This window comes from bacterium (assembly GCA_024226335.1).
Lineage (GTDB): Bacteria > Myxococcota_A > UBA9160 > SZUA-336 > SZUA-336 > JAAELY01.
In genome coordinates this window covers 97,850-124,195 of record JAAELY010000118.1, presented here as the reverse complement: position 1 = coordinate 124,195, position 26,346 = coordinate 97,850, and the positions used below count along the sequence as shown (strand labels likewise).

Genomic DNA, 26,346 nt, shown 5'->3' with positions numbered 1-26,346 from the left:
CGAAGCGTCGACTACCAGAGCTTGAAGCGTCTGGGCCCCTGATTCCGGTCGCGTGCATTCGCCATCCGGGATCGAATTTTCTCACGGATGCGCTTGCGGTGCACTTCAATTCGTTTGTCGCGAGTGACCCGGCCCTGCGTGTACCAGGGACGTTCTTCCTCTCGATCGCGAGCCCGACAGAACTCGTCGTAGCCCGCGAGTTCAATCCGAAGCTCCTGCTCTACCAGTTCGATCATGATCGCGTCGTCCAGAAATCCCAGTCCGGGAATGTCGTCGGGAATCAGATCGTCCGGATTGGTGAAATAGCCGACCGCGGCCAGGATCTTCGATTTGCTCGATTTCGGCAGGCTCCATCCGGTATCCTGGGTCATGAGCACGATCGTCTCGAGGCGATCGAGACGATCGAGCACGTAAGCCGGTGGCTTCATCGCTCGAGCTTTTTCGATCATCTCGAAAGCGCCCGACACGATATCGGCTTCGTCCTGCTCGTTGGCAGCTACGACTGCCCTCTTCATGATTCGTCGGAAATGCGCGAGATCGCGCTCTCCGAGCTTGAAAGTGACCTTGAGAGGATCCGACATACCGACGAGGATAACGGATTTGGCAACGCTCTTCCGGGCAGAATTTCCGGAGACAAACGCAATCGGAAAACCCGCTCCACACTTGTCCTGACTCGGGCTATATTCCTATCCCTCGGTCATCCTCACGAGCGTCGGAGAGAGGCTCACATCTGGAGCGGATATGAAGCAGTTGATTCGGGTACTGGGTTCCCTGGTCTTCTGGAGTTTCCTCGTCGCGAGTTCCGTCGCCCTGTTCCCGTTTGCGGTCGCGATCTGGGCACTCACTCTCGCATTCGATCGGCACCTGCGAATCCTCCATCAGTTCACGTGCTTCTGGGCCTCCCTGTACACCTGGCTGAATCCGATCTGGCCGGTGAAAGTCGAAGGTCGAAACAAGATCCGTCGCGACACGGCCTATGTAATCGTCGTCAACCATCAGTCCCTGCTCGACATCCTGGTATTGTTCCGGCTCTTCGTGCACTTCAAGTGGGTGTCGAAGATCGAGAACTTCCGCGTGCCCTTCATCGGCTGGAATATGTCGATGAACCGCTACATCAAGCTCGTGCGCGGCGATCGCGAGAGCATCATCCAGATGATCGCAGAGAGCCAAAGGACTCTGGAATCGGGAAGCTCGATCATGATGTTCCCGGAGGGAACGCGTTCTTCCGATGGACGAATCCGGGCGTTCAAACCTGGTGCTTTCGAACTGGCCAAACGCACGCGCTCGCCCATCTTGCCGATCATTCTAGACGGTAGCGCGCGCGCACTGCCAAAGCGCGGTTTCGTCCTGCAGGGACGGCACCCGATCAGCGTGCGCGTATTGGACGAGGTTTCTCCAGAGCAGTTCGAAGACGAGAGCGTCGAAGACCTGACCCTTCGCCTCCACGATCTGATCGCGAGCCACCTCGAGCCCGACCTTCCTCGAGAGAGAAAGATCGCCTGATCGGTTGCGACCACCCTGGATCGAGACGCTCGATTGGATTTGCCGCAGCCGGCCAGGATCTCGACGACAGAAACGGAAGCGAGTCAGGTGACTTCGTTCGGTTTCAGAACGCTATTCTCGTGCAGCCACTCGATCGAGTCACGCATATGGTCTCGTTCACCGGAGAGGAAGCGCGAAACGGCCTGTCGAAGACGCGGTTCGCGCAGGAAGTGCAGACTGTACGTGGGTTGACCATCGAATCCGCGGGTTTGTTTGTACTCTCCGCCGGCTCCGGGTTCAAAACGTTTCAGTCCGTGCCTGATGCAGTGTTCGACGGCTGCGTAGTAGCAGACATTGAAGTGCAGATAGCGGACATCCTGGCGGGTCCCCCAGTAGCGCCCGTAGAGCGCATCCCCTTTCTGCACATTCGTCGTACCGGCAATGATCTGGCCCTTCTGCCGCGCGACGATGAAACACAGGCGATGCCGGGAGCGCTCGATCAAGAGCTCGAATAGCTTGCGATTCAGATACTGGCGGCCCCACATGCGCGTATTTACCGTCGAGCAATAGAACTCGTACATGGGATCGATCAGATCCGGCGTGATCTCGTCGCCGGTAAGGGCTTCGATCTCGATACCTTCTTCTACCATTCCCCGACGCTCGCGCTTGATCTGATTGCGGCGCTTGCTGCGAAAGCGACTCAGGTACTCATTGAAATCCGCATAGCCTTCGTTCAACCAGTGATACTGAACACCGATCCGAAGCTCGAAGCCGAGACGCTCCAGGGGTTCGACCTCCTCGGGTGCGCAGAACAGGACATGCACACCCGAAAGATCATTGTCCTCACACAGGCCGAGCAGCGCATGACCGAGCTGACTCACCCAGTGCGTTCGATCCTGATCCGATGCGACCAGAAAGCGAGTCCCTCCAACGGGGGTGAAGGGAATCCCGACCAGCAGCTTCGGGTAGTAGGAAATTCCTGCGCGTTCAGCGGCATCCGCCCAGTTCCAATCGAAGACGAACTCACCTTCACTATGGGACTTCAGGTAGAGAGGACAGGCCGCCACCACCCGACCATTCTCGCGCGCGACCAGTGGCCGGGCGCTCCAGCCGCTGGTGTCGCCCACGCAATCGGCCTGCTCGAGCGAAGCCAGGAAATCCCACTCCAGAAAGGGGGACTGATCGCCCACCAGGGCGTTCCAGTCATCTTTTGGGACCTCGGCGACCCCGTTCAGCAGCTCGATTTCCGCCATTCGAAGACAGTGTACCCGTCCGGAGAAAGGTTGTATTTGCCTCGATAGACCGATCGACGCTTCCTCCGGTTCAGTTATCCTCTGGGCTGTGGCGGACAAACCAAAAAATCCGGGTGGCGGCCGGCCCGGGCTGGACGGAGAGCGCGAAGGCGGGCTGGCGACGGAAGAACGCCAGAAGGCCAAGCGGCCTGCGCGTTTCAAGGTGATCCTGTACAACGACAACTACACGCCGATGGAGTTCGTGGTGGCATTGCTAGAACAGGTTTTCAGCAAGGGCCCCGCGGAGGCGACACAGCTCATGCTTCAGATTCACCAGGCGGGAATGGGTATTGCCGGTGTCTACGTCCTGGAAGTCGCCGAGACGAAGGTGGCACGGGTTCACGAACTTGCAGAGGAGCGAGGCTATCCATTGCGGGCCGGAGCGGAACAGGAATGAGTCGAATCACGCGAGAGTTGCAACTGACCCTACAGGCGGCCATGCGCGAGGCCATTTCTCGACGCCACGAATACCTGACCGTGGAGCACTTGCTGTACGCGTTGCTCCACGATGAGCGTGGGGCCGAGGTTCTGCGCCACAGCGGCGCGAATCTGAAGCGATTGAAAGGCGGCCTGGAGCACTTCCTGGAAGAGGAAATCGAGGCCGCACCGGGTGAGGGTCCGGTCGAAACCCTACAGACTCTGGCCTTTCATCGCGTGATCCAGTCCGCGGTTTCCCACGCCGAGAATGCTGAACGCGAAGAAGTCGAAGCCGGGGATATGGTTGCGGCCATTTTCCAGGAACCCGAGGCGCATGCGGTGCAACTCCTGCGAGAGCAGGGCGTGACCCGCTTCGACGTCCTCAAGTACATCTCACACGGTATTTCTAAACTGCCCGACGATCGCGGGATGAACGGATCGGGCGGGGACCCGGATCGAACCCCGGCCGAGATGGACGATGAGGAGGGTGAGGTCTCCGATCCCCTGACCGCGTTCGCGTCCAACCTGACCGAACTCGCAAAAGAAGGAAAACTCGATCCACTGATCGGGCGACGCGACGAGATCGATCGCGCCATTCACATACTTGCCCGACGGCGCAAGAACAATCCGATTTTCGTCGGAGAATCGGGAGTAGGCAAGACGGCTCTGGCCGAGGGTCTGGCGCAGAAGATCGTTTCCGGTGAGGTACCCCGCGATCTGAAGGGCGCTGAGATCTTCGCACTCGACCTGGGTTCGATGCTCGCGGGAACGAAGTATCGCGGAGATTTCGAGGCTCGCTTCAAAGCGCTCGTAGCGGCGGTCAAGGAGCGCGACAACCCGGTCGTGTTCATCGATGAGATCCACACGATTCTGGGCGCGGGGGCCGCTCAGGGCGCGACCGTCGACGCCTCGAATATGCTCAAGCCACTGCTGCAAAATGGCGAGCTGCGCTGCATGGGCTCGACCACCTATCAGGAATACCGCCATTTCGAAAAGGACCGGGCGCTGGCGCGGCGCTTCCAGAAGATCGAAGTCCACGAACCGTCGAACGACGAGGCCGTGAAGATTCTCCAGGGGCTCGCGCCGAAATACGAAGAACACCACGGCGTGCACTACACGGTCCCCTCGCTCAAGGCGTGCGTAGAACTTTCCGCGAAACACTTGCAGGACCGCTTCCTGCCGGACAAGGCCATCGACGTGATGGATGAGGTGGGCGCGGCCGTTCGCCTGGGCAGCAAGGAACGACGCAAAAACATCAGCGTGAGAGACGTGGAGCTTCTGATCTCGCGCATGGCCAAGATTCCGCTACCGACGGCGTCGAGTTCGGATCGCGAGAACCTCGAGAACCTGGTACCCGATCTGAAGCGTGTGGTCTTCGGACAGGACGATGCGATCTCCACGGTCGTACGCGCGGTAAAACGCGCACGCGCGGGTCTGGGCGGAGCGGACCGCCCAGTAGGATCCTTCTTGTTCATGGGCCCCACCGGCGTGGGCAAGACCGAACTCGCCAAACAACTCGCCAAGACCCTGAACGTACAGTTCATGCGCTTCGATATGAGCGAATTCATGGAAAAGCACGCCGTCGCGCGCTTGATCGGTGCACCTCCGGGCTACGTGGGTTACGACCAGGGAGGCATCCTGGTCGACAGCGTGCGCCGCAACCCCTACGCGGTTCTGCTCCTCGACGAGATCGAAAAGGCCCACCCCGATCTCTTCGACATCCTGCTCCAGGTAATGGATCACGCCACACTGACCGACAATCACGGCCGCGAGGCCAGCTTCCGTCACGTAACGCTGATCATGACCAGCAACGTGGGGGCCCGGGGCATGACCGATCGTTCGATCGGCTTCGGTGACGAGTCGCGAAGCGATGGTCACAAGGACGTGGAACGACTCTTCAGCCCCGAGTTCCGCAACCGTCTCGACGAGGTCGTCACATTCAAGCAGCTGACGCCCGAGATCATGAGGCGAGTCGTAGACAAGTTCGTGGTCGAAGTCGAGAAACAACTCGAGGAAAAGAAGATCAAGATCGAGCTCGGAGAATCCGCCCGCATCTGGCTGGCCGACAAGGGCTTCGACAAACTATTTGGTGCGCGCCCACTGGCGCGGGTGATCCAGAGCGCACTCAAGGACAAGCTGGCCGACGAAATCCTTTTCGGGAAACTCGCCAAGGGCGGAAAGGTCGGAGTAGACGTGGCCGACGGCGAGTTGGTCTTCGTATACGAAGCAAACTGACCCGGGTACGGACCCGGGGTTTGCTCCCCATGGCCGATGCGGGAGAGCGGCTGTCTCTCTGTCCTGTTCTGTCACTCGAGTGCCGCACGTGTCGCGAACGGTCCGCCAAACGCCGGATAAATCTCGAACCGACGGCACACTTCCACGACGAACGGGCGAGCATACTCTCACCTGGCCCGTCGAGGAACGCGCGACCATGCAGATCAATCCGCCAGAAGAAGCGCCCGCAGTCGGATCTGGGAATAGCTTCGGACCGGAACGAAACCTGCTCGCCCGCGCCACCTGGGGCCGAGGCGAATGGTTCGTGCGCTGCAGCGGTGAGCTTCTGGCGATTCAGCTCGGCCCGCCGCGCAGCATGCGTCTACGCGGTGCGCCGTACCCGATCCTCACACTGGAGCCCAGCGAGATCAGTCTGGTGCGCAAGGGAATCGAAGTACTGGCACTGCCCGATGGCGACGGCAGCTTCGTGCGCGGTTCCATGGTCTATCTCGATCTTCACCTGCGCCACAGCCGCACCGAGGGCCTGATCGAAACACTCCGCAAACTCGGGCCCTGCAACCCAGCACGCGATACCGTTCAGGTCCTGGGTCCGGGTCTGATTCGGCTCATCTGGCAGGGGCCGTACCACCGGATGTCACCGTCGGCCGACAGGGCCATCGACCTGATCCGCTCTGCGGCAGGGGTACGGCCCGAGACGCAACCCAGACCGGTCGACTGGCAGGACCTCTCGGAAGAAGAGTTGAGCGAGTACCTCCTGCAGCTTCAAGACGCGGGACACTACGACGAGGCAACCGATATCCTGCGCAAGCGCAACGCGCGCGAGCACGGTGGACCTACGGAATACGTCCACCGTCCTACCGCTAGTGCCTGAGGCTAGTGCCTGAGGCCGGCGAACTCAGGGATCTGAATCGGGTTCGCGCGCCCGGACCCGCTGCTCGAAACGGCGGTTCGCCGCCCTGAGTGCCTCCTCGGCCTCGATCCCGCTGGCCGTGGCCCGGCGGACGATCGCCAGCAATCCGTCCCCGACCTGCTCGTCGCTGATCTCGCCGGGCCCAGCCTCTCGTGTCCAGCTCTGCTCGTGAGGAGCATCGTCGACACCGGCCCGGGCTGCGCGACGCAGTAGTTTGCCGGCCCGTAAGAGAGCCGGTAGAGCCAGCGGTACGTCGTCCAGAACACCGGGCTCGCGACCTTCCCGGGCCGCCCTGCCCGCCCGCTCGACGGCCTTGAGCTCGTCCCAGTTCGCCTTCAGGTCTCCCGATGATTCGACGGTCGCGTCCGAAAACACGTGTGGATGGCGTCGGACCAGCTTTTCGCAGATCGCATCCACCACGTCGTCAAAAGCGAAGTTTCCGGCTTCGCGAGCCATCTGCGCGTGGTAGACGACTTGCAGGAGCAGATCCCCGAGCTCGTCCCGCAACGCCGACCGGTCGCGCCGGGCGATTGCGTCCTCCACCTCGTAGGCCTCTTCGATCGTGTAGGGAGCGATCGTCTCGAAGGTCTGCTCCCGATCCCAGGGACAGCCGTCATCCGGGTCTCGCAGCCGCTCCATGATGCGCAGAAGGTCATCGATCCTGTTCACGCTGCGATCCTAGCAGGACGCGCTTTTGAACGCGGATGAAGGAGTGAGGTAAGATCGGCCGCACCCCCAGTGGATCCGTGTCCGAAGGAGAAACCGTGTCGAATCAACCTCTTGAGTTCCAGGCCGACTTCACGCTGCGCGCGCAGATCCAGGCGCGCGCGGAACACCCGGAAGCATCGGGCAAGATTTTCCTGAGCCAGCACGAGCGAAGCTGGACCTATCTGCAGTTCCGCGATGAATCGACGCGCATGGCGCACTTTCTGTTGCGCCGGCTAGGAGCCATCGACGACAAGCGTCCGGGGCATGTGGCGATGATGCTCGAGAACCATCTCGAACTCACGTCCCTGTACGGCGGCTGTGGCATCGCGGGGCTGACCCTGTTCGGTATCAATACGGGACTGCGGGGTGAGACGCTCGCCGGTGTGATCAACCAGTCGCGCTCGCGCATCCTGGTCGTCGACGAACGATTCCTGCCCGAGGTCGAGCGCGTGAAGTCCGAACTTCGGGATATTCCCAAGGAGAACATCCTGGTACTGCGCACCGGGTCTGAATCGATCCCGGTCGGGGCCGATCTTCTGGCCTGCCTGGCTGACGAAGTCGCTCCGGCGGGCAAGAGCCTGGATTACCCGGACGCCAACCCGCAACCCGATACCAATCTCATGGTGATCTACACCTCGGGAACTACGGGACTTCCCAAGGGCATCAACAACAACCACTTCAAACTCTGCGCAACTGGCATTGGTATCTCGTCGAATACGGAGATCGGCCGCAACGATGTGGGCTACGCCTGCATGCCGCTATTCCACTCCAATTCGATGTTCGTAGGCCTGATGCCCGCGTTCTGGGTCGGTGGCAGCATGGGCCTGCGAGAGCGCTTCAGTGCGAGCAATTTCCTGCCCGACATCCTGAAGTACGGCTGCACGTACTGGAACTACGTGGGTGAGCCGGTGCACTACGTACTGGCCTCACTCGAGAGTCAGTACGACGGAGACTTCGCCCGCATCGAGCGCGAGGTGGGCCAGAATCCGCAGAACAAACTGCGCTTCGCGATCGGCAACGGCGCCTCGCCACCCGATATCGATCGGTTCATCGACTGGCTGGGTCTGGAAGACATGTACGAGCTGTACGGATCGACGGAAGCCGCCATCAGCACATTCCGCCGCAAGGGCGACCCACGAGGCAGCGTGGGCGAGGTCACCGACCCCGCGGTCAAGATCCTGAACGAGAAGAGCGAAGAGTGCCCCCCAGCCGTTCTCGATGGCGACGGAAAGATCAGCAACTACGAAGACGCCGTGGGCGAGATCTGCCGACAGGCTGAAGAGACAGGTCTCTTCCAGGGGTACTTCGACAACGAGAGCGCCAGTAGTTCAAAGTTCCGCGACGGCATCTACCATTCGGGCGACCTGGGTCATATGCTGATCCAGAACGACAAGCGCTACCTGTACTTCGACGGGCGCACCGATGACTGGATCCGCAAGGACGGTGAGAACTTCTCTGCGCTTCAGGTTGCACGCCTGATCTCCGAACACCCCGATATTCCTCTCGCAGCCGCCTATGGCGTACCCTGCATGGTCTCCGATGAACTCGTGATGGCCGCGATCAAGATGCGCGACGGCGCAGAGTTCGACCCACAGAGCCTGTTCGATTTCTGTGAAAAGCAGATCGGCGGCGGAAGCATGGACCGCAAGTGGTTTCCGGACTTCGTGCGCATAGTCGACGACTTCCAGTACACCGGCACTCAGAAGATCCTTGTGCGCCATCTCAAAGCGACGCACTACGATCGCCGACGTCTCGCCGACGAAACGATCTTCTGGCGCGAACGAGGTGACAAGAATTACAGACTCCTGACGACCGAGGACTACGAGCGCCTGCACAAGGACTTCGAAGCCGCCGAGCGTGCGGAACTACTCGATCGTTAGGGCTCCAGAGGTATTCGGCTGATCAGTTTCGCGCGCGGACGCGCGTGAACCCGAGCACTCCGGTCACGACCTTTCCGAGCGTCTTCTCGGACCAGGCGGTGACCTTCCGGATCGCCTCGAGTGCATCCCCTTGACCCGACCAGTGCGAATTGACGATGTCGGGATGCACGCGATTGATGACTCGCGAGAGCGCGGCCGCGACCACCACCAAGTCGTCGATCAAGCCAATCGGTCCGAGAATGATCTCGGGCATGAGTTCGATCGGCGAGAGCACATAGGCGACGCCGAGCACCGCGATCATCTTCGAACCCATCGGGACGCGATCGTCCCGGGCAAGCCGGACCAGAAGAATGAACATATCCGGCAGCAAGAGCAGGAGGTCGCGTACACCCGTCCCTTCTCCGGGTACTGGCCGGACGACGAGAGCGCGCAGACGATCGTAGAAGCGTCTCTCTCGCGCGCGCAGGTCGATCTCCAGACGGGTTTCGCTCACGCGCTACAAGATAGCGTTCCCGAGCCGGTCAACGAACACCCAGACCCAGATTCCGGGTCCAGTGTCCTCTGCGGAAGGCCCAGGTGATCCAGCCCGCACGGATCAGATGATCGAAGAGCAGAGGCACCCACACCCAGAAGACATCCAGTTCAAAGATGCGTGCGGCCGCAAACGCCAGCGGAACCCGAAACATCCAGTTCCCGGCGACCGCAGCCCACAGTGGCGTCATGGTGTCACCCGCCCCGCGCAATGCACCACCGAGCGTGAAATGCAGGCCAAGAAAAGGCTGAGCGAGCGCCAGTACGAGCATGAAGGGCTCGATGGCGGCGATCACTTGCGGGTCGTTGGTGAAAAGCCGCGCGAGTTGAACGCGCGTCAGGATGAACACCACCCCCATGATCGCGGAGATAAACAGTGCCAGGCGAGCACTGCGCCAGCCGGCCCGTACGGCAGTGCGCGGGTCGTGTGCGCCCAGCGCCTGACCGACCAGCGTCGAAGATGCGACCGAAAGCCCTACGCCGGGGATCCAGGAAAAGCTGAGCGCGCGAACCCCGACGGTGTAGGCCGCGATCGCGACCGGCCCGTAATCTCCGAGGATCCAGAAATAGGTCATGAGTGCGAGGTTCATACCCAGGCGCTCTCCGAGTGCCGGGAGGGCCAGTCGCAGGGTTTCGGGCAGCATGGCGGGAATCCCGGCGAAGTCTGCCCTGCGTAGGCGAACCGCACTCCCGACCTCTTCGGTCGCTCGTCGGCTCACGTACACGAATGCCACGATCGCAAAGACCTGCGACGCGACCGTCGCAAGCCCCGCGCCCACCAGTTCCATGCGGGGAAGACCAAATGCACCGAAGATCAACAGTCCGTTCAGCACGAGTTTGATGCCCGTAACCCACATCGCGATGCGCAACGGAGTCCGGGTGTTCTTGGCGGCGCGGAAACCGCTCTCGTACATCAACGCGATGGCCAGGATGGTCGTGGACCCGATCGTCAGACGAAAATAGGGAACCGCGATCTCGGCGATCTCGGGAGTCGCGTTGAGCAGAAGCAGAAGCTCGCGGGGAAAGACCAGAACGATCGCCGTGATCACCGCCGAGGCCACGAACGCGAGTGCAATCGAGGTCGCCAGTGCCTGACGGGCGCGGGCCGGATCTCCGGCTCCGATCGAGCGCGCCATCTGGGCCACGCAGGCGATGCCCAGAGCCAGTAGACAGGACTGCGCCAGATGAAAGAACTGGGCTGCATACCCGACCGCAGCCAGCGACTCGGTTCCCAGACGTCCGAGCATGGCGATATCGACCAGGCTCACGAAGCTCGCCAGTAGCTGCGAAACCACTGCGGGCCACGCGAGTTGCAGGATGTCGCGGTCGGCGCGGCGCCGCCGTTCCGTGCGCGAAAGCTGACCGGCCGCGGCGGCCACGGTCGCCGAAGGGATCGATCCCGAGACTTCGGGATCGTCTAGACGGTCCGTGCTCCTCAGAAGGTCGGTGCTTCGCAGAGGGTCTGTACTTCGCGGTTCGTCGCTCAAGGGCGTCCTGGGTTGAAGTGGATTTGATTGGTTAGAGAAACGGAAAAGGGCTCCGGGTTGCGCACCCCGGAGCCCTTGGCATCGGCGAGTCTAGGAGGCAGGTCGAGCCCCGCCGAATGCCTTTCTGACTAGAAGCTGGCCTTGCGATACATGGTGACGACCGCAGCACCGCCGAGGCCCAGGTTGTGCTGAAGCGCAACCTTTGCACCGTCGACCTGACGCTTCTCGGCCTCTCCGCGCAACTGCCAATTGAGTTCGGCGCATTGTGCGAGACCGGTTGCTCCCAGGGGATGTCCCTTGGAGATCAGTCCGCCGGACGGATTCACGACGACTTTCCCACCGTAGGTATTGGCGCCCGAGTCGACGAACTCGCCACCCTTGCCCTCGGGGCAAAGGCCCAGTCCTTCATAGGTGATCATCTCGTTGCACGAGAAGCAGTCGTGGAGTTCCACGACATCGACGTTTTCCGGTCCGAGACCGGACTGCTCGTACACCTTCTGGCCCGCAGCCTTGGTCATATCGGAACCGACGAGCTTGATCATGCTCTTCTCGAATGAGCTGGGATAATCGGTCGTCATGGCCATGCCGAGGATCTCGACCGCCTTGTCTTGCAGATTGTGCTTCTTCACGAAGTCCTCACTGCACAGGATTGCAGCACCGGAGCCGTCCGAAGTCGGGCAGCACTGCAGCTTGGTCAGCGGTCCGTAGACCGTCGGCGAATCGAGGATGTCCTGTAGGGAGTACTCGTCCTGGAACTGCGAGTACGGGTTGTTGACGGAGTGCTTGTGGTTCTTCCAGCCGATTTTCGCGAATTGCTCCGGCTTGGTGCCGTACTTCTCCATGTGCTCGATGCCGGCATTGCCGAACATCTGCGGAGCTGCGGGCGCCTTTGCAAAGCCTCTCTCATCGACCATGGCCTTGAAGTGCTTGTCCATGGGCGTCGTGCGATCGGTGTACTTGATGCCCAGTGAACCCTTTTCCATCTTCTCGAAACCCAGGGCCATGGTGCACTCGGCCAGTCCGCCTTCGACGAGTTGCTTCGCCATGAACAGCGCGGTCGATCCCGTCGAGCAGTTGTTATTCACGTTGTAGATCGGAATTCCGCTGTGTCCGAGTTCGTAAAACGCGCGCTCACCCGCCGTCGAATCGCCGTAGCAATAACCGACTGCAGCCTGCTCGATCGCCTCGAAAGGAACACCGGCGTCTGCGAGGGCGTTCTGTCCCGCTTCTCGCGCCATGTCCGGATAGTCCCATTCACGACCTCCGGGCTTTTCGAACTTGGTCATCCCCACACCGACTACGAATACTTTTCGTCCCATTGATTCGATCCCCTTATGCTCTCAGCTTGATCGCTGCGTTGGAAATGACCGGCGCTTCGCGTTCCTTCGACACTGCGCTGATCAGGATTCGGTCGTCTTCCTTCCACATGGAAGTGACGATGGTCTCACCCGGGAATACGACGCCCGCAAAACGCGCGCTATAGCCCGCAACCTTGTCCACGTCTCCGCCAAGAGCTTCGTCGACGACGGCCTTGCAGACGATTCCGTACGAGCACAGCCCGTGCAGGATCGGCGTGTCGAAGCCGCCTAGCTTCGCGAAGTCCGGATCTGCGTGTAGCGGATTCTTGTCGCCCGACAGGCGATAGAGCAGCGCCTGATGGCTCACCGTGGGGCTCTCGACGATGGCGTCGGGTGCCCGATCGGGTGCGATATTGCCGGCCTTCGGACCCGACTCGCCGCCGAAGCCGCCTTCCCCGCGCGCGAAAATCGAGAAGCGGTTGGTGAAGAGCGGATCGCCGCCCTCCTCCGAAGTCTGCATCTCGATCACGACCAGCGCGGCCTTTCCCTTGTCGTAGATACCGGCGATCTTGCCCTTCGACACGATGTTCGCCGAAGTCGGCAGCGGTCGATGAATCTCGATCTCCTGCTCGCCATGCAAGACCAACGCGAAGTTGATATCGATACCGGGCACGGCACCCATCTGTCCGATGGCGCCGAATACCGGAGTGACGCAGAAGGTCGGAAGCACCTTCAGGTTCTTCTCGTAGGTGTACTCGAGTTCCTTGGAATCGAGCGGCTTGCCCGCACCCGCGCCAAGCCCGAGGTGGTACAGAATCACGTCATCTGCGCTCCAGGAAGACTTGCTCTCCGGAAGCGTCGCGCCCTGTGCTTTTTCGAGGTCGATCGGCATATTCGCCTCCTAGCTCGCCAGAGTTTTCATGAGGATGCTCATCTCGTCACCGATGCTCTTCGGAACGATATAACCGTCGTCGTTCATGATCTCGTCCAGGTTGTCGCGGATATCTTCGAGCGATACGGACTTGTCCTTGCCCGCGTACCAACCCGGTGCCAGACCGACGAAGACGCGCGCGAAACGGCCACCACCAACAGAGATCACTTCGTGCGTGAGCTGACAGTCTTCAGAAACCAGGTAGCAGGAAAGCGGTGTCACCAGCGAAGGATCGAGCGCATCGGCTGCGGGTCCGAGCAAACTCTCGGTCAGGCGCGTCTTGGCGATGGGCGCGATCACGTTCGACTTGATTTCGTACTTCGCACCTTCAACGGCAAGGACGTTGGACAGTCCCACGAGTCCCATCTTCGCGGCTCCATAGTTCGACTGGCCGAAGTTGCCGAAGATTCCAGCGGCCGAGGCCGTGAACAGGAAGCGTCCGTAGCCCTGTTCCTTCATGACGCGGAAAGCGGGCTGGGAAACATAAAAGGCGCCCTTCAGATGCACGTCGATGACGGCTTCGAGGTCTTTCGGCTCGAGCTTGATGAAGGTCTTGTCGCGCAGGATGCCCGCATTGTTGATGACGATGTCGACTTTGCCAAAGTTGTCGATCGCGCTCTTGATGATGGCCTCGCCGCCTTCGGGGGTCGCCACTGAATCGTAGTTCGCGACTGCGGCCCCACCGGCGTCAATGATCGTCTTGACGGTTTCGTCGGCCATGGAGCTGCCACCGCCCGTGCCGTCTGCGCTGCCACCCAGATCGTTGACGACGACGCTTGCTCCGCGTCGACCGAGTTCGAGTGCGTAGGTTTTTCCAAGACCGCCCCCGGCACCTGTGATGACGGCGACGCGATCCTCAAATCGGATTTCACTCATGAATTGCTCCTTTGTTTCGTGTTCAATGAAATCGGTTCGTGCAAGACGGTCGACACCATGTGCTTCCAGAGCTCGAACAAGCGCAGTCGCTCGGTGTCGTCGTCCCGCAGGATGCGTTGCAAGGCCATGCCGCGCATCACGTAGAAAGTGAGTTCGAGAACGTCTTCGATCTGGTGCTCGCCCTCCGGCCTTTGACCGGCAAATTCCCGAAAGAGCTGAGCCATGTTTCGACCGACTCGGCGTTCCACGGAATACAGGTTCGCGTGCAACTCCGGATCCGTTCGCGCCGCGACCCAGAGTTCGAGGGCGGCGTGAAACAGGGGGCCGGAAAAACTCGCCCAGACCAGATCGAGCGCCGTTCCCAGCGTTTCATTCCCATCGGCGAGTCGCTCCCGCTGCGCGCGGATCTCGTCTCCCCGTTTTGCGGCGAGGTGCGTGACCGCGCAGATCACCAGATCCGATTTCGTGGGAAAGTGATGCAGTTGCGCCCCGCGCGACAGACCTGCGCGTTCGCACACCGCGGTCGTCGTGGTACGCGCGTACCCGGCGTCGATCAACGACTCAATGGTCGCGTCGAGCAGGCGCTCGCGCGTCTCTGCGCTGCGCTCCTCCTGGGTGCGCCGCGCTCGCGGCTGGGGGGTCGAGGTAGACAAGGGTCCTCCGGGACAAGCCCTGGTGGCTCCCGGGATTTCCCGGCGACGCGATCAGACTAGCCCAGGCAGAAACATACAGTCAATACTGAACGTAACCATGGAACTCCCGACAAGAAGCGTAAGCGGTTGATTTTCAAAGGTTTTCAAGCCTGCGACAGGCTTCGGCCAGTTCGGCATCAGTCTTTCCGAAGCAGAAACGGGCCAGAGAGTCCCCGGCCGAGCCCCGGAAGAAGGCGCTGCCCGGGACCGCGGCCACACCGGCCTCCTTCAACAGGTACATCGCGCGCTCGTCGCTGGTCTGGCCGGGCAGACGCGAGATATCGGCCAGCGTGAAGTACGAACCCTGGGGTCGAAACGGATGAAGACCCGCGCGCTCCAATGCGGCGCAGAGAATGTCCCGCTTCTCGGCGAACTCCGTACCGATCCCGGTGTAGTAGTCCCGAGGGAGCTGCTCGAGTCCCGCAGCCGCACCCAACTGGAGTGGAGACGGCGGACACACATAGACCAGATCGTTCAGATTGCCGAACGCGCTGGCGAAGCGGCGGTCGGCGGCGACCCAGCCGATCCGCCAGCCGGTGATCGCGAAGGTCTTGGACAGCGCATTGATCGTGATCGTTCGCTCGCGCAGTCCGGGGAGCGAGGCGGGGCTGATGTGTTGGCGGCCGTCGAACATGAAATGTTCGTAGACTTCATCGGTGAACAGGAACAGATCGTGCTCTTGCGCGATCTCTCCCAGCGCGACCAGCTCCGATCGGCTGATGACCTTGCCCGACGGGTTCACCGGCGTGTTGATGATGATCGCGCGGGTGCGCTCGGTGATCGCAGCTTCCAACTCGTCTAGAGGAATATCCCAGTCAGGCGGCTTCAGTTGCACGAAGCGAGGTGTGATCCCGAGGGCTTCGAGAGTGTTCGTGTGGTAGCCGTAGTAAGGCTCGAACACCACGACCTCGTCTCCGCGCTCCAGCAGCCCCAGCGCAGCGACGTAGAATGCTCCTGTCGCACCGGAGGTCACGACGATCTCACCTTCGGGGTCGTAGTCCAGCCCGTTGTCGCGCTTCATCTTTGCGGCGAGCGCACGGCGCAGTTCTTCGTGCCCGTCGTAGCGCGAATAGGTATTCGCACCGGCTTCGATCGCATCCCGAGCCGCGCGCCGTACCTCCTCGGGAACCGGTGTATCGCAAACGCCCTGAGCCAGATTCACGCCTCCGAGTCGCGCACACTCCACAGTCATGCTGCGAATCGGTGAGGTTCGCGATCCGCGGGCCAACCGGCTGAGCTCCAATGCCATGAGATCTCCCGTCGCGAAAAGGCGCGACCGGCCCAGTGTCGCACGACGCCTCCAGAGACGTCGACTTGCGCGGAAACCCCCGAGTGGGTGTGTCGGACGCCAAAAACAGGAGAGAAACAGAAAGAAAGTCTACCGAACCTGGCGACTCGCAGAAGCCGACATCTTCAAGTCCATCGAGATGTTCTATGAAGAACCGAACCACGGGGTTCAACCGTCAAAGCGCTGCTGTGTGTGCAGGCGGCGTTTCCGGATCTGCTCACGCCGCTGCTCGACGCTGAAGTCGGGGGTGTCGTCGGGCAACTCCGCTCGCAGTTGATCGAGTTTCACGACGCGGGCGCTTGGCTGTTGAGTATCGTTCAATGCCGCGTCGAGACCCTGCCAACGCAGCATGATCAGACCGCGACGGTGCCTTTCCCTATCAAGCCAGTTCTGGATGCCGGGATCCCGCGCGGAGACGACGAAGTGGTAGCGACCGTCGCTCGACAGATACGCCTGGTCTGTCGTCAGGCTCGAGGTATGCGTTTCGTAATCGAAGCTCACGAACCAGAGATTGCCCAGTTCAATGCCCTGGTAATCCGCGTTCGAGGGATGAGTCGTGACGATCAGTGCCTCGTCCGGACCCAGCTCGAAACTGCCGAAGGCGGAGTACTGACCGACCAGTCCGCCCCGCGTCTCGCGAGCCTGCGAAACTTCGTTTCGCGGCATGAAGCGCCACGCTTTGCCCGCAAAATCGAGCCAGGTGGCCGTCCTGTCGAAGAGCGTGGTCGCGACGTCGCGCAATCGAAAGGCCATCTGTCGGGAGTCGAGTGCTGGCGCGGCTTCTCCTTCACTACCGATGCGCTCGATACGCAACCGGCCGGCCTGCTCGCGATCCCAGTCACCGTGACTGAAGCGTACGATCAGCGTCTCGGCGCCGTCCCCCACTCGCAACCAGTTCCTGCCTTGTCCGGGATCGTTGCGTCCGATGTAGATCTCGAAGCTTCCATTCCGGTCGATGGCCATGTCGCGTGCGTCGAGCATGCTCACATGGGTGCTGGTTCCGGCGCCTCGAACGCCGGGCTGACCAACCAGGAGTTGAAACACGAGCGACTTCGTCGTGCCACGCGTCCCTGTCACCCGATACTCTGCGTCGTCTCGAATCAGCGCGAGGTAGTACTTGTTGTCGGGGTTGTCGAGACCGCTCTTGGAAGTCCAGTCGACCGCGCGCATGAAGCGCGGCCGGTCGCGGTCCATGAGCCCGCCCGTCTTGATCGCGCCGACCAGCGCGTAGAGAACGCCTCGATAGGCTTCCGCACGCTCCTGGTCATCGCCGAAGAACTCGCTCGCCTGCATCAGTTGCAGAGCTTCGTCCTGCGCACGGATGAAGTCGCCCCACGCAGCCGAAAGATCATCGTCGAGTTCGGCGGAGGCACCTGCTTCGAAAGTCGGAGCGGGCGCGCTCAGGCGACCGAACAGGAACGCGACGACCGCGACCACAACTACAACCCCGATCGAGATGAGAGCAGTGCGAATACGCATGCGGGCATCCTACCCTGTTCACGCACTCTGGCCGAGGCGGGTGGTCAGGCCGAACATTACCGACCCGGAGAGGACCCACACCATCTAGTGTGCATCGAGCCCGGAACCCAGAGTTCCACCGGGTCGCGGGTCTTTTCTAGCTGCAACGCATTCTCAGGCTACACCCTCTAGAAACGGGGGCGCCAGTCCGCGTGGCGCTGGTACGCTGGGTGCGTTTCCTCTTGCACGCTATCGCGTTTGAACTGCTCGACGAGCCACTGAAACCACTCTGCCCAGGAGGGCTGGTCCTGTTCCTCGCGAACGTGCTCGGTCCAACCTTCCAGCTTTCGCCAGAGAACCAGGGCGATGCCTCCGGAAAGTTCGCGTGCCATCGATAGGGAAGCCATCTCTTTGAAAACGAGAAACGCGATGGTCTCATACGTAGTACAGATCATGACCGCCGCTCGCTGGTATTCCGGACCTTTCGAGCGAAGCTCGCTTCCGGATAGGCCGTCTGGAAGATCCCTGATCAGGTTGATCGCGTCGGCGAAGTCGGGATTTTGAAAGGATCGGGTCAGCTCCACGGTAACCGCGAGGCGGCGCTGGGCACGAAACTCTCGAATTTGAGCGATCGCGAAGACCGCGCCGCCGATGATCGTGATGGCGCCGAAGATCTCTGCAATATTGGCGAGCGTTTCCAGGTTGGCCACTTGGATCCCGAGTCATCCGACAGATAGGTCGTTCAATTTCGCCAGAGTATCACGGCCGCAGAACGAGGGAAGCGGTTCGCTGTCAGTCGGAAACGGCTTGTTGAGCGGAAACCTCGCACCCGAACCTGGCACCCGACGGAGAACTGTTACCCGAGCCGGGCGACCGCCACGACCGCGGCGGCGTTGGGAGTGGGGCGAAGCTGAGTAGTGCAACAATGAGGGCCAGAACTCCGAACGTGATGGAGTTCCGGAGGATGTTCAAGGGACACTCTTGAATTGAAGCCCTTTCACGATTTGGACGCATGCTAGGATGAAACCCTGACACTGGGTCGAGTTTGATCGGAAGGAGATCGTATGGGATCCGAGCCTAGGCTCTATGCGTTTCCGGGATCACTCTGCTCGCAAAAAGTCCGCCTGGCGCTGGCGGAAAAGCGCGTCTCCTACGAGAAACATTTCGTAGATATCGAGCTTCGACTGGTGAACTACGAACCATGGTACCTGCAGTTGAACCCGAAGGGAGTGGTTCCGACTCTGGTTCACGGTGACACGATCGTGACAGACTCCGCGCGCATCATTCGCTACATCGACGAAGCTTTCGAGGGTCCGGCTCTGATTCCGGAAGGAGCGTACGAGCGTGAGTGCATGGAGCAGTGGATCGAGCAGCAGGACCTCATCCATATGCGTGAACTGAGCTACGCGACCTTCGGTGGGGCGCTTGGTCTCCTCCTCCGGAGGGTCAGCCTGCCGTTACGGATGCGAAAGCTGCACCGATTGCGAAACAGGAATCCAGATCTTGCCGAGTTGTACGAGGCAAAAATCCAGGACGTCCACCGCTGGCGGGCGAGCCTGGCCAGCGTGCCAGAGATCAACGAGATTCGGAACCATCTGGCGGAGGTACTGCAGCGCGTCGAAGATCAACTCGAAAAGACCCGTTACCTGGCAGGGAATAGCTATTCGCTGGCGGACGTCGTCTGGACGTGTGTCCTCGCCCGTCTGACCATGTTGGGGCTCGCACCGTCGCTTTGGGGAGATGGCCAGGCACCCCATCTCAAAAACTACTACGAGCAACTCAGGTTGCGCCCGAGTTTCGATCTGGCCGATATCTGGGAAGTCACTCCCTCCCCGAGTGCTCAGCTAGCGATGTTGAGATCAGTGATTTCTGGCTCGCGAACAGACGGCCCTCCGACCTGATCGGCAAGCAGCGTGCGGTCGAGATGAAGCCGCGTTTCAGGAGCGCTCGAAGACCGCCAGGGTCTCGACGTGCTCCGTGTACGGGAATAGCGCGAACGCGTCGAGAGTGCGCAGGCGAAGCCGGCCCGAGTCGAGCCATTCAGTGGCTTCGCGCAGGAACGAGTCGAGGCCACAGCTCACGTAGACCAGCGTGGCCGGTGTCGACGTGCGGAGCCGCTCTGCGATGCGCGCGTCCAGGCCGCGGCGCGGCGGATCGACGATCACGCAGTCGGACTCCTCGACGGCGTCAAGAAAGTCGACCGCGTCGCCGGGCAGGACTCTCGCGCGGGCGCGCTCCGCTTCGGGGCGAGCGGCCAGGCCCAGTTCGAGCCCACGCAGGCCGTGTGCCGAGAGCTCGTTGAAGATGACCTGCTTGCTGCGCGCGAGAAGCCCCAGGCCGATCGCGCCGCTTCCGGCGTAGAGTTCGAGCACGCGCGCGGCATCGGGGACCGCCGCGCGTGCGCGTTGCACGAGCGACTCGAATAACTCGGGGTGGCTCTGGCCAAAGGCACCGGGAGGTGTCGAGACCTCCACACCGTCGATGGTCTCATTCAACGCCTCGGCACCGGCGACGTGCTGCCAGTGGGGTCCGAAGATCGCGTTATTCCGCTCGGGATTTCCGTTCCACCACAGGCCCTGCAGGCGCTCGCCAAGCTCGCTTCTGACCGCGTCGAGAAGGGGTGCGAGCGACTCGGGGCTCGTCGCGTTGCCGACCAGTACCAGCTGCACGCGGCCCGATACGCGCTCGACGACGATCTGCACGTAGCGCAACGCACCGCGATGAGGAAGGTCCGCGTACGGCGCAACGGCGCAGGCGCGGATCGCGGCGCGTAGCTGACGCGCGGCTTCGTTGATGCTCGGGTGGTGGATGCCGCAGCGCGGGATGTCGACGATGCGGTGCGTACCCGACTGGAAAATGCCGAGCTTCGGAGAATTCGCTCGCCCGCGCACGGCCAGGCGCGCGCGCGTCCGGAAACCCAGCGCCGCGGCCTCGGCCGGGATCGGGGCGGGAAGACCCGCGCGTGTGGCGAGTTCTGCGAGCCGCTCTTCGACTTGCGGGGCGATGCCCGGCTCGCCGTAGCGCGGGCAACCGGGACAGGGCGGACGATGCGAGCAGGGCTGGATCTGTGATCTCACAGCCCAACCCTATCGTCCACAGAGCTCATGCGCCGCATGCCGCCGTGTTCCAGGAGTTCGAAACGACGAACCTTCCTAGCAGCGCTGCAGGATTGGGCTCAGTCCGAGATCTGCGAAGCGTTCTCCCATCCTGATGTAGCCAGCCGGATTCGGATGCAAGTCATCGGGGAGATCACCGGCGTCCGCCTGGCCAAAGAGCTGCAGTCCGTCGAAGTACTGCAGAGCGTCATCGCCATCTGCCCGACGTCTCTCGACGATCTCGGAGATGATTTCTCGAATGCGAACCAGGGAGAGACATCCCACCCGGAGCGCGTCGTTGCCCTTGAAGGTTCGGAATTTGCCTCCTTCGTCGGAAATCGTGGGACCCGGGTTCTGCTCGGCGCTCGGACAGTGGATCGGCGAGGTCACGATGATCGGCGCGTCGGGCTGGCCCTCTCTGATCGTGTCCAGGAACCCGTGAAGGGCGGAGCCAAAGACACGCTCACGCATGGAATCCGCGTTCACGATGTTGATGCCCAGCTTGAGACTGATGATCTCCGCATCCGAATCTCGAATCGTCCTGGCTACGAATTGGTCCAGGTGACACTGTCCCGCCAATCCCAGATTCTGCAATGCGACGCCCGCCCGACGTGCGGCCACCGCGGGCCAGATCTCGCCGGGCTGTTCGGCCTCCATGCAGTGGCTTATCGAGCTTCCGTAGTGAACCCAGCGGGGCCTGGGATCGGCTTCGGCGGGAAAGATCGATGCGCCTGCTTCAATCTCGAAAGCGCGCAACTCCAAGAATGCATTGTGAGGCAGCCAGAGTTCATAGACCCCATCGGGAGACAGATCTTCGAACCAGACCGTATCCGCCTCGCCGCGCACGAGATCGAATTCTCCCGGCTTGCTCTGCTGCAGGACGATGGTATTGCCGCGGACCGAGGAGCCAGCGGTGAGTCGCCCGTCATCCTCGAGACTGAAGGTGATCGGTCGGCGCTCGTTGGGGAGGACTTGGATTGCCGTAGCGAGAAATGAGATGCCGATCCTGGTCGAGTCCGTCTTGAATCGCAGGCGAACACCGGAAGGCATGCGCACCATTACGTCGGTTTCGGTGGATAGCTGAGCTCGCGTCCAGGCGGGCAATCGACGGGGGCTGAGCCCATCGCCGCGATAGTCGAAATCCAATGCACCGTGCGCCGCGACGGTCTCGGGAATCAAATCTACCAATGGGATCGACTGCATGATCTTAGTTTGCAAGCGCACTCTCTGACTTCATCGGCATCCCTGGATCAACCGTAGCGACCTTCGATGTAGTCGGCCGTTTCCCGGCGGGTCGGTGTAACGAACATCTCCGCGGTCTCGGAGTGTTCGATCATACGCCCGAGCAACATGAAAATGCACTCTTCACTGGCGCGACGCGCCTGCGCCATGTTGTGCGTCACGATCAGGATCGTGTACTTGCCACGCAGGTTCCAGATCAACTCCTCGATGGCTTCTGTTCCTCGGGAGTCGAGCGCAGAACAGGGTTCGTCCATCAGCAATACGCTCGGCTTTACGGGAAGGAGTCGGGCAATACACAGTTTCTGCTGCTCTTCGAGCGAGAGTTCGGTGGCCTTGCGTTGCAGCCGATCCTTCACCTCGTCCCATAACAGCACGCCGCGAAGCGCCTCCTCGACGATCGCATCCTTCTCGTCGCGCGTCGCGCGGCGAGCCTCGGAGTGCAGACCGTGACCGAAAAGGACGTTGTCGTAAATCGAGATTGGCAGTGGGTTCGGGCGCTGAAAGACCATGCCGACCTGTTTGCGAACCTGTACGACCTCGACGTCGGAGGCGTAGACGTCCTGGCCGTGAACCTCGATACCCCCTTCAATTCGTACGTAGTCGAGGCGTTCGATGATGCGGTTGACGCAGCGCAGAAGGGTCGACTTGCCACAACCCGAGGGCCCGATCAGAGCCGTAATCTGGCCACTCTTGATCTCGATGTTCACGTCGTAGAGCGCCTGAAAGGTGCCGTACCAGAGGTCGAGGGAGCGTGTGCGAATCGCGCACTTCGTCTTCTCTGCGGTTTCACTCATCAGCCGAAGCGCCCTTCCACGTAGTCCCGAGTGCGCGAATCACTGACTTCGCCCGTGAACAGTTCCTCCGTCTCGCCTACCTCGACGCAGGCACCGTCCATGAAAAACGCAGTGCGATCGGCGAGTCTGCGGGCCTGCTGAACCAGATTGGTAACCAGGATGATCGTCATCTCCTGGCGGAGTTCCTTCAGCACGTCTTCGATGCGCATGGTGGTAACCGGATCGACCGCGATCGAGAACTCGTCCAGAAAGAGCAGATCAGGCTCTTGAGACAAGGCTCGAGCGATCGTCAGCCGCTGTTGCTGGCCGCCCGAGAGCAGACTGCCGAGCGAGTCGAGTCGGTCCTTGACCTCGTCCCAGAGCGCGGCCCGCTGCAGGCAGCGCTCCACGATCACGTCGAGATCCGTGCGCTTCTTGACCCCCGAGAGCCGCGGAGCCAGGGCCACGTTGTCGTAGATGCTCAAAGGCAAACCCACGGGAAGCGGGAAGACCACTCCGATGCGACGGCGCAGAGCATAGACGTTGCGGCAATCGCGAACATCGCGCCCGTCGAACAGGATCTCGCCGCGAACCTTCATGGCCGAATCGAATTCGTCCATGCGATTGAGCGCCTTGAGGAACGAAGTCTTGCCCGCATTGGCGGGACCGATGACGCCAAAGATCTCGTGTTCGCGAATCCCCAGGCTCACGTCGGATAGAGCCGGTTTCCCGTCGTAGGAGATCGACAGATTGCGGATCTCGAGCTTGAGTCGCTCGCCTACCACTTCTTCGGACCTCGCGTTGAGTCGCTCACTACCACTTCTTGTGACCTCGCAGATAGGTTCGCAGCGCAATCGACAGGCTGTTCATCAGCAACACGAGCAAGATCAAAACCAGCGCGACACCGTAGGGCAGTTCCTCGGGCACACCCGGGATCTGAGTCGAGACGACAAACAGATGCAACGAGAGCGCCATGGTCTGGTCGAGAACCCCCTGTGGGAGGAAAGGCAGGAAGAAGGCGGCACCCGTGAACATGATCGGAGCGGTCTCGCCCGCAGTGCGCGATACCTCGAGGATGACGCCGGTAAGAATCCCGCTGATCGAATTCGGCAGGACCACGTTCCGGATCGTCTGCCAGCGCGTGGCCCCCATATTCCAGCAGGCTTCGCGAAACGCTTCTGGCACGGCCTGGAGCGACTCACGCGTGGCCACGATCACGACCGGCAAGGTCATGATGGCGAGCGTCAGGCTCGCGGCCAGGATGCTGGTTCCAAAACCGAAGAAGAGCACGAACGCGCCTACGCCGAACAGCGCATGCACGATCGAAGGCACGCCAGCCAGGTTGATGATCGCCAGATTGATTGCGCGAGTCAGCCAGTTTTCGGGCGCGTACTCGCTCAGATAGATCGCCGCCGCCACGCCCAGAGGTACGGATACGAGCAAGGCGACGCTGACCAGCCAGATAGTGCCGAGCAGAGCCGGGAAGATCCCGCCTTGCGTCATGCCATTGGTGGGATCCGTGAACAGGAATTCGATCGAGAGGATCGGTCCACCCTTGTAGATCAAAGTGCCCAGAATGATCAGTACGGGCAGAATCAACAACGCCGTCATGATTCCGAACAGCAACTGGAACAGTCGCTCGACCCGTCGGTTGCGCACGTTCAGTTGACTCGCCGCAAACACGATCACTATCCCCTGCGCACGCCGCGCACGATCAGATCGGCGCTGAGGTTGATGACAAAGGTGATGAGGAAGAGGAAGATCCCGATCGCGAACAATGCCTGGTAGTGCTCCGAGCCCACGGCCGTCTCGCCCAGTTCAGCTGCGATCGTTGCGGTCAACGCGCGAACCGAGTCGAAGATGCTGTCGGGTATGTGGATCGAGTGACCGGTCGCCATCAACACGGCCATCGTCTCGCCAAAGCCGCGTCCGACGCCCAGAAGCACTGCACCCAACAGGCCGTTTCGCGCGGCCGGGATCACCGTCTTGAAGATTACCTGCCAGCGGGTAGCACCGAGGGCCTCCGCAGCCTCTCGATAGCGGTCCGGTACCGCCTTGAGAGCATCCTCGGCGATCGAGGTCATGATCGGAGCCGCCATCAAGCCGAGAATGAAACCGGCGTTCAGTACGTTGAGCCCGACGGGCACATCGAAAACTTCGATGATCAGAGGGTTCATGATGGATAGCGCGATGAACCCCCAGACTACCGAGGGGATCGCCGCCAGCAATTCCACTAGCACTTTCAGAGTTTCGCGAGTCCTGCCTGTGGCGAACTCCGCGATGAAGATCGCCGCTCCGAGCGAAAAGGGAATTGCCACGATCATGGCCAGCCCCGTCACGCTCGCGGTTCCCGCGATCAGCGCCAGAATTCCGTAGGTGGGATGGCTCTCGGAAGTCGGTCGCCAGTTGGGAGAGCCGAAGAACTCGCCTAGATCGAGTGTTCCCAGGGCAAAACCCAGACCTTCCCGACTAATGAATAGGAAGATGCCGATAATGAAGACGATCGCCGAGATCCCACCGGCATAGACCAGGTAGAACATGAAGCGGTCGACATACCAGTCGAAGCCACGCCGATCGAGATCCGCGAGCCGTGAGGTCCGGGCCGCGGGCGGGGCGGACATCAGGGTGCATCCTTTCCGCGGAGCGTCTCCATCAGACTGCTGACACGCTGCGCAAGATCGCGGTACATCGTCTCGAAACCTTCCCGGTTGTGGGCGGCTTCAGACCCGGTCGCCTGCTCAGCGACATCCCACTCTAGAACGGCGGTGTGGAAAGGCGCTCGTCCGAGATACGATTCCATCGACCCTTGAAGTATCACGATCACGTGCTGGGCTTCGAGTTCGGGTTGCGTCAGGTCCAGGCCTTTGGGCTGGGCATTCGCGACGTCGATCCCGCGATCGCGAAGAAACTCCGTCAAACCTTCGTTCAAAGCGCCCGCCGCCGTGCGTCCCGCGCTGCGATAGTTTCCGCTCCCCGGAAAGCTCTTGCGAGCGATGGCCTCGGCCATCTGACTCATGCAGGAATTGTCTTCATCGAGAAACAACACCTGGTAGACCTTGGCCGCCTTGGTCTCTCCGCTGATCGCGAATACGGTCTCTTCGCAGATGTTCTTGGCCTGATCCGCAACGCGTTCCAGCATGGAGAGCACGCCAAACAGACCGAAGAGGTCGCGCAAATTTCGGTCCTGGTCGCGTTCGATCAGGTCCTCGAACACGATGTCATAGTTGTTCGCGACGCGAGTAGCCGCGGGCATGGTGGCCTTGGCGGTCTCTGCATTGCCTTCCATAAAAGCTTGGGTGGCCTGACGAAGAACCCCCTGCCCCTCTTCGCCCATGGCCCCGATTTCGCGTGCAATCGAACCGCTCGGCGGCTCCGAGAGCTGGACTGCATGAAGGCAGATCGTAACGGCGTAGTCGCCAATTCGTTCGAGTTCGATGTTCACGCGAATGATCGAGGAGATCAGCCGAAGGAGGCCCGCGCTCGGCAGATGCAACGCGATGAACCTGTGGCAGAGCTTGTCTATCTCTCGAACGGAACGGTTGATCGGCCGATCGCCGAGAACGGTCTCATAGGCGGTTTTTCGGTTTCCGCTCAACAGGGCGTGCAGCGCGTTTTCGAGCGCGGTCGACACCTGGGACGCGAGCGAACCTACGCGCCCTTTCAGGTCAGCAAGATCTCGCTCTACACGCTCTTCAAAATGCGTCATGACTCGTGCTCCAACGGGCCTAGCGCGCGGACAGATAACCTGATT

General features: G+C 61.1%; 25 protein-coding genes. 6 read left to right on the top strand and 19 right to left on the bottom strand.

Going from position 1 to position 26,346, the window contains the following annotated elements; translation table 11 throughout:
- Positions 1-11: 11 nt before the first annotated feature.
- On the bottom strand, positions 12-581 hold the full coding sequence (locus tag GY725_05440) for a DUF1232 domain-containing protein (GenBank protein MCP4003620.1): 570 nt from the start codon (positions 579-581) through the stop codon (positions 12-14).
- Positions 582-741: 160 nt separating this feature from the next.
- Here GY725_05440 and GY725_05435 point away from each other — a divergent pair, with 160 nt between their 5' ends.
- Positions 742-1,503, top strand: a complete 762-nt coding sequence (locus GY725_05435; GenBank protein MCP4003619.1) for a 1-acyl-sn-glycerol-3-phosphate acyltransferase — start codon at positions 742-744, stop codon at positions 1,501-1,503.
- Positions 1,504-1,586: 83 nt separating this feature from the next.
- Here the strand turns inward: GY725_05435 and GY725_05430 are convergent, their stop codons facing one another.
- Positions 1,587-2,735: an N-acetyltransferase gene (locus GY725_05430; protein ID MCP4003618.1), complete on the bottom strand. Its 1,149-nt coding sequence runs from the start codon at positions 2,733-2,735 to the stop codon at positions 1,587-1,589.
- A gap of 88 nt (positions 2,736-2,823) precedes the next feature.
- Between GY725_05430 and GY725_05425 the strand changes: the two genes are divergently transcribed.
- The 3 genes from GY725_05425 (at position 2,824) to GY725_05415 (ending at position 6,297) form a co-directional block, all read left to right on the top strand.
- Complete coding sequence (locus GY725_05425) at positions 2,824-3,171, top strand: ATP-dependent Clp protease adaptor ClpS (GenBank protein MCP4003617.1); 348 nt, start codon at positions 2,824-2,826, stop codon at positions 3,169-3,171.
- Positions 3,168-5,426 carry an ATP-dependent Clp protease ATP-binding subunit ClpA gene (clpA, locus tag GY725_05420; protein ID MCP4003616.1) on the top strand — a complete coding sequence of 753 codons (2,259 nt, stop codon included), beginning with the start codon at positions 3,168-3,170 and terminating at the stop codon, positions 5,424-5,426. The genes GY725_05425 and clpA overlap by 4 nt, the downstream gene beginning before the upstream one ends.
- Positions 5,427-5,622: 196 nt before the next feature.
- Positions 5,623-6,297 carry a hypothetical protein gene (locus tag GY725_05415; GenBank protein MCP4003615.1) on the top strand — a complete coding sequence of 225 codons (675 nt, stop codon included), beginning with the start codon at positions 5,623-5,625 and terminating at the stop codon, positions 6,295-6,297.
- A gap of 24 nt (positions 6,298-6,321) precedes the next feature.
- On the opposite strand, the gene mazG is transcribed toward GY725_05415, so the two are convergent.
- Entirely contained in the window at positions 6,322-7,005 is a 684-nt protein-coding gene (gene mazG / locus GY725_05410) for a nucleoside triphosphate pyrophosphohydrolase (GenBank protein ID MCP4003614.1), read from the bottom strand.
- Positions 7,006-7,100: 95 nt separating this feature from the next.
- Between mazG and GY725_05405 the strand changes: the two genes are divergently transcribed.
- Complete coding sequence (locus tag GY725_05405; protein MCP4003613.1) at positions 7,101-8,924, top strand: AMP-binding protein; 1,824 nt, start codon at positions 7,101-7,103, stop codon at positions 8,922-8,924.
- A gap of 22 nt (positions 8,925-8,946) precedes the next feature.
- Here GY725_05405 and GY725_05400 read toward each other — a convergent pair whose 3' ends face one another.
- The 9 genes from GY725_05400 to GY725_05360 form a co-directional block, all read right to left on the bottom strand.
- Complete coding sequence (locus GY725_05400) at positions 8,947-9,417, bottom strand: DUF1232 domain-containing protein (protein ID MCP4003612.1); 471 nt, start codon at positions 9,415-9,417, stop codon at positions 8,947-8,949.
- A 28-nt stretch (positions 9,418-9,445) separates the two neighbouring features.
- Positions 9,446-10,942, bottom strand: a complete 1,497-nt coding sequence (locus GY725_05395) for an MATE family efflux transporter (GenBank protein ID MCP4003611.1) — start codon at positions 10,940-10,942, stop codon at positions 9,446-9,448.
- Between the two features lie 128 nt (positions 10,943-11,070).
- The gene (locus GY725_05390) at positions 11,071-12,261 is read right to left on the bottom strand and encodes a lipid-transfer protein (protein MCP4003610.1); all 1,191 of its coding nucleotides are present in this window, start codon (positions 12,259-12,261) and stop codon (positions 11,071-11,073) included.
- 13 nt (positions 12,262-12,274) lie between these two features.
- On the bottom strand, positions 12,275-13,132 hold the full coding sequence (locus tag GY725_05385) for a 3-alpha,7-alpha,12-alpha-trihydroxy-5-beta-cholest-24-enoyl-CoA hydratase (GenBank protein ID MCP4003609.1): 858 nt from the start codon (positions 13,130-13,132) through the stop codon (positions 12,275-12,277).
- A 9-nt stretch (positions 13,133-13,141) separates the two neighbouring features.
- Complete coding sequence (locus tag GY725_05380) at positions 13,142-14,047, bottom strand: SDR family NAD(P)-dependent oxidoreductase (protein ID MCP4003608.1); 906 nt, start codon at positions 14,045-14,047, stop codon at positions 13,142-13,144.
- Positions 14,044-14,700, bottom strand: a complete 657-nt coding sequence (locus tag GY725_05375; protein MCP4003607.1) for a TetR family transcriptional regulator — start codon at positions 14,698-14,700, stop codon at positions 14,044-14,046. Before GY725_05375 ends, GY725_05380 begins: the two co-directional genes overlap by 4 nt.
- 133 nt (positions 14,701-14,833) lie before the next feature.
- Positions 14,834-15,988, bottom strand: a complete 1,155-nt coding sequence (locus tag GY725_05370) for a pyridoxal phosphate-dependent aminotransferase (GenBank protein ID MCP4003606.1) — start codon at positions 15,986-15,988, stop codon at positions 14,834-14,836.
- Between the two features lie 207 nt (positions 15,989-16,195).
- Positions 16,196-17,506 carry a DUF1214 domain-containing protein gene (locus GY725_05365; protein MCP4003605.1) on the bottom strand — a complete coding sequence of 437 codons (1,311 nt, stop codon included), beginning with the start codon at positions 17,504-17,506 and terminating at the stop codon, positions 16,196-16,198.
- A 167-nt stretch (positions 17,507-17,673) separates the two neighbouring features.
- The gene (locus GY725_05360; GenBank protein MCP4003604.1) at positions 17,674-18,195 is read right to left on the bottom strand and encodes a hypothetical protein; all 522 of its coding nucleotides are present in this window, start codon (positions 18,193-18,195) and stop codon (positions 17,674-17,676) included.
- A 354-nt stretch (positions 18,196-18,549) separates the two neighbouring features.
- Here GY725_05360 and GY725_05355 point away from each other — a divergent pair, with 354 nt between their 5' ends.
- Complete coding sequence (locus GY725_05355; GenBank protein MCP4003603.1) at positions 18,550-19,386, top strand: glutathione S-transferase family protein; 837 nt, start codon at positions 18,550-18,552, stop codon at positions 19,384-19,386.
- Between the two features lie 36 nt (positions 19,387-19,422).
- Here the strand turns inward: GY725_05355 and GY725_05350 are convergent, their stop codons facing one another.
- From GY725_05350 to phoU, 7 genes are all read right to left on the bottom strand, one after another.
- A complete protein-coding gene (locus tag GY725_05350) occupies positions 19,423-20,562 on the bottom strand; it encodes a class I SAM-dependent RNA methyltransferase (protein ID MCP4003602.1) in 1,140 nt (379 codons plus the stop codon).
- A gap of 75 nt (positions 20,563-20,637) precedes the next feature.
- Positions 20,638-21,798: a lipase gene (locus GY725_05345; GenBank protein ID MCP4003601.1), complete on the bottom strand. Its 1,161-nt coding sequence runs from the start codon at positions 21,796-21,798 to the stop codon at positions 20,638-20,640.
- A gap of 32 nt (positions 21,799-21,830) precedes the next feature.
- Entirely contained in the window at positions 21,831-22,616 is a 786-nt protein-coding gene (locus tag GY725_05340; GenBank protein ID MCP4003600.1) for a phosphate ABC transporter ATP-binding protein, read from the bottom strand.
- Complete coding sequence (locus GY725_05335) at positions 22,616-23,380, bottom strand: phosphate ABC transporter ATP-binding protein (protein ID MCP4003599.1); 765 nt, start codon at positions 23,378-23,380, stop codon at positions 22,616-22,618. The genes GY725_05340 and GY725_05335 overlap by 1 nt, the downstream gene beginning before the upstream one ends.
- 28 nt (positions 23,381-23,408) lie before the next feature.
- Positions 23,409-24,206: a phosphate ABC transporter permease PstA gene (gene pstA, locus GY725_05330; GenBank protein ID MCP4003598.1), complete on the bottom strand. Its 798-nt coding sequence runs from the start codon at positions 24,204-24,206 to the stop codon at positions 23,409-23,411.
- Between the two features lie 77 nt (positions 24,207-24,283).
- Positions 24,284-25,216, bottom strand: a complete 933-nt coding sequence (gene pstC / locus GY725_05325) for a phosphate ABC transporter permease subunit PstC (GenBank protein MCP4003597.1) — start codon at positions 25,214-25,216, stop codon at positions 24,284-24,286.
- Complete coding sequence (gene phoU, locus GY725_05320; protein MCP4003596.1) at positions 25,216-26,301, bottom strand: phosphate signaling complex protein PhoU; 1,086 nt, start codon at positions 26,299-26,301, stop codon at positions 25,216-25,218. The genes pstC and phoU overlap by 1 nt, the downstream gene beginning before the upstream one ends.
- Positions 26,302-26,346: the final 45 nt, after the last annotated feature.

Bases quoted from the DNA above. Each gene is read 5' to 3' on its own strand.
- GY725_05440 (MCP4003620.1), bottom strand. From the start codon at position 581: ATGTCGGATCCTCTCAAGGTCACTTTCAAGCTCGGAGAGCGCGATCTC.
- GY725_05435 (MCP4003619.1), top strand. From the start codon at position 742: ATGAAGCAGTTGATTCGGGTACTGGGTTCCCTGGTCTTCTGGAGTTTC.
- GY725_05430 (MCP4003618.1), bottom strand. From the start codon at position 2,735: ATGGCGGAAATCGAGCTGCTGAACGGGGTCGCCGAGGTCCCAAAAGAT.
- clpA (MCP4003616.1), top strand. From the start codon at position 3,168: ATGAGTCGAATCACGCGAGAGTTGCAACTGACCCTACAGGCGGCCATG.
- GY725_05415 (MCP4003615.1), top strand. From the start codon at position 5,623: ATGCAGATCAATCCGCCAGAAGAAGCGCCCGCAGTCGGATCTGGGAAT.
- GY725_05390 (MCP4003610.1), bottom strand. From the start codon at position 12,261: ATGGGACGAAAAGTATTCGTAGTCGGTGTGGGGATGACCAAGTTCGAA.
- GY725_05385 (MCP4003609.1), bottom strand. From the start codon at position 13,132: ATGCCGATCGACCTCGAAAAAGCACAGGGCGCGACGCTTCCGGAGAGC.
- GY725_05380 (MCP4003608.1), bottom strand. From the start codon at position 14,047: ATGAGTGAAATCCGATTTGAGGATCGCGTCGCCGTCATCACAGGTGCC.
- GY725_05370 (MCP4003606.1), bottom strand. From the start codon at position 15,988: ATGGCATTGGAGCTCAGCCGGTTGGCCCGCGGATCGCGAACCTCACCG.
- GY725_05365 (MCP4003605.1), bottom strand. From the start codon at position 17,506: ATGCGTATTCGCACTGCTCTCATCTCGATCGGGGTTGTAGTTGTGGTC.
- GY725_05355 (MCP4003603.1), top strand. From the start codon at position 18,550: ATGGGATCCGAGCCTAGGCTCTATGCGTTTCCGGGATCACTCTGCTCG.
- GY725_05340 (MCP4003600.1), bottom strand. From the start codon at position 22,616: ATGAGTGAAACCGCAGAGAAGACGAAGTGCGCGATTCGCACACGCTCC.
- pstA (MCP4003598.1), bottom strand. From the start codon at position 24,206: ATGACGGCGTTGTTGATTCTGCCCGTACTGATCATTCTGGGCACTTTG.
- pstC (MCP4003597.1), bottom strand. From the start codon at position 25,216: ATGTCCGCCCCGCCCGCGGCCCGGACCTCACGGCTCGCGGATCTCGAT.
- phoU (MCP4003596.1), bottom strand. From the start codon at position 26,301: ATGACGCATTTTGAAGAGCGTGTAGAGCGAGATCTTGCTGACCTGAAA.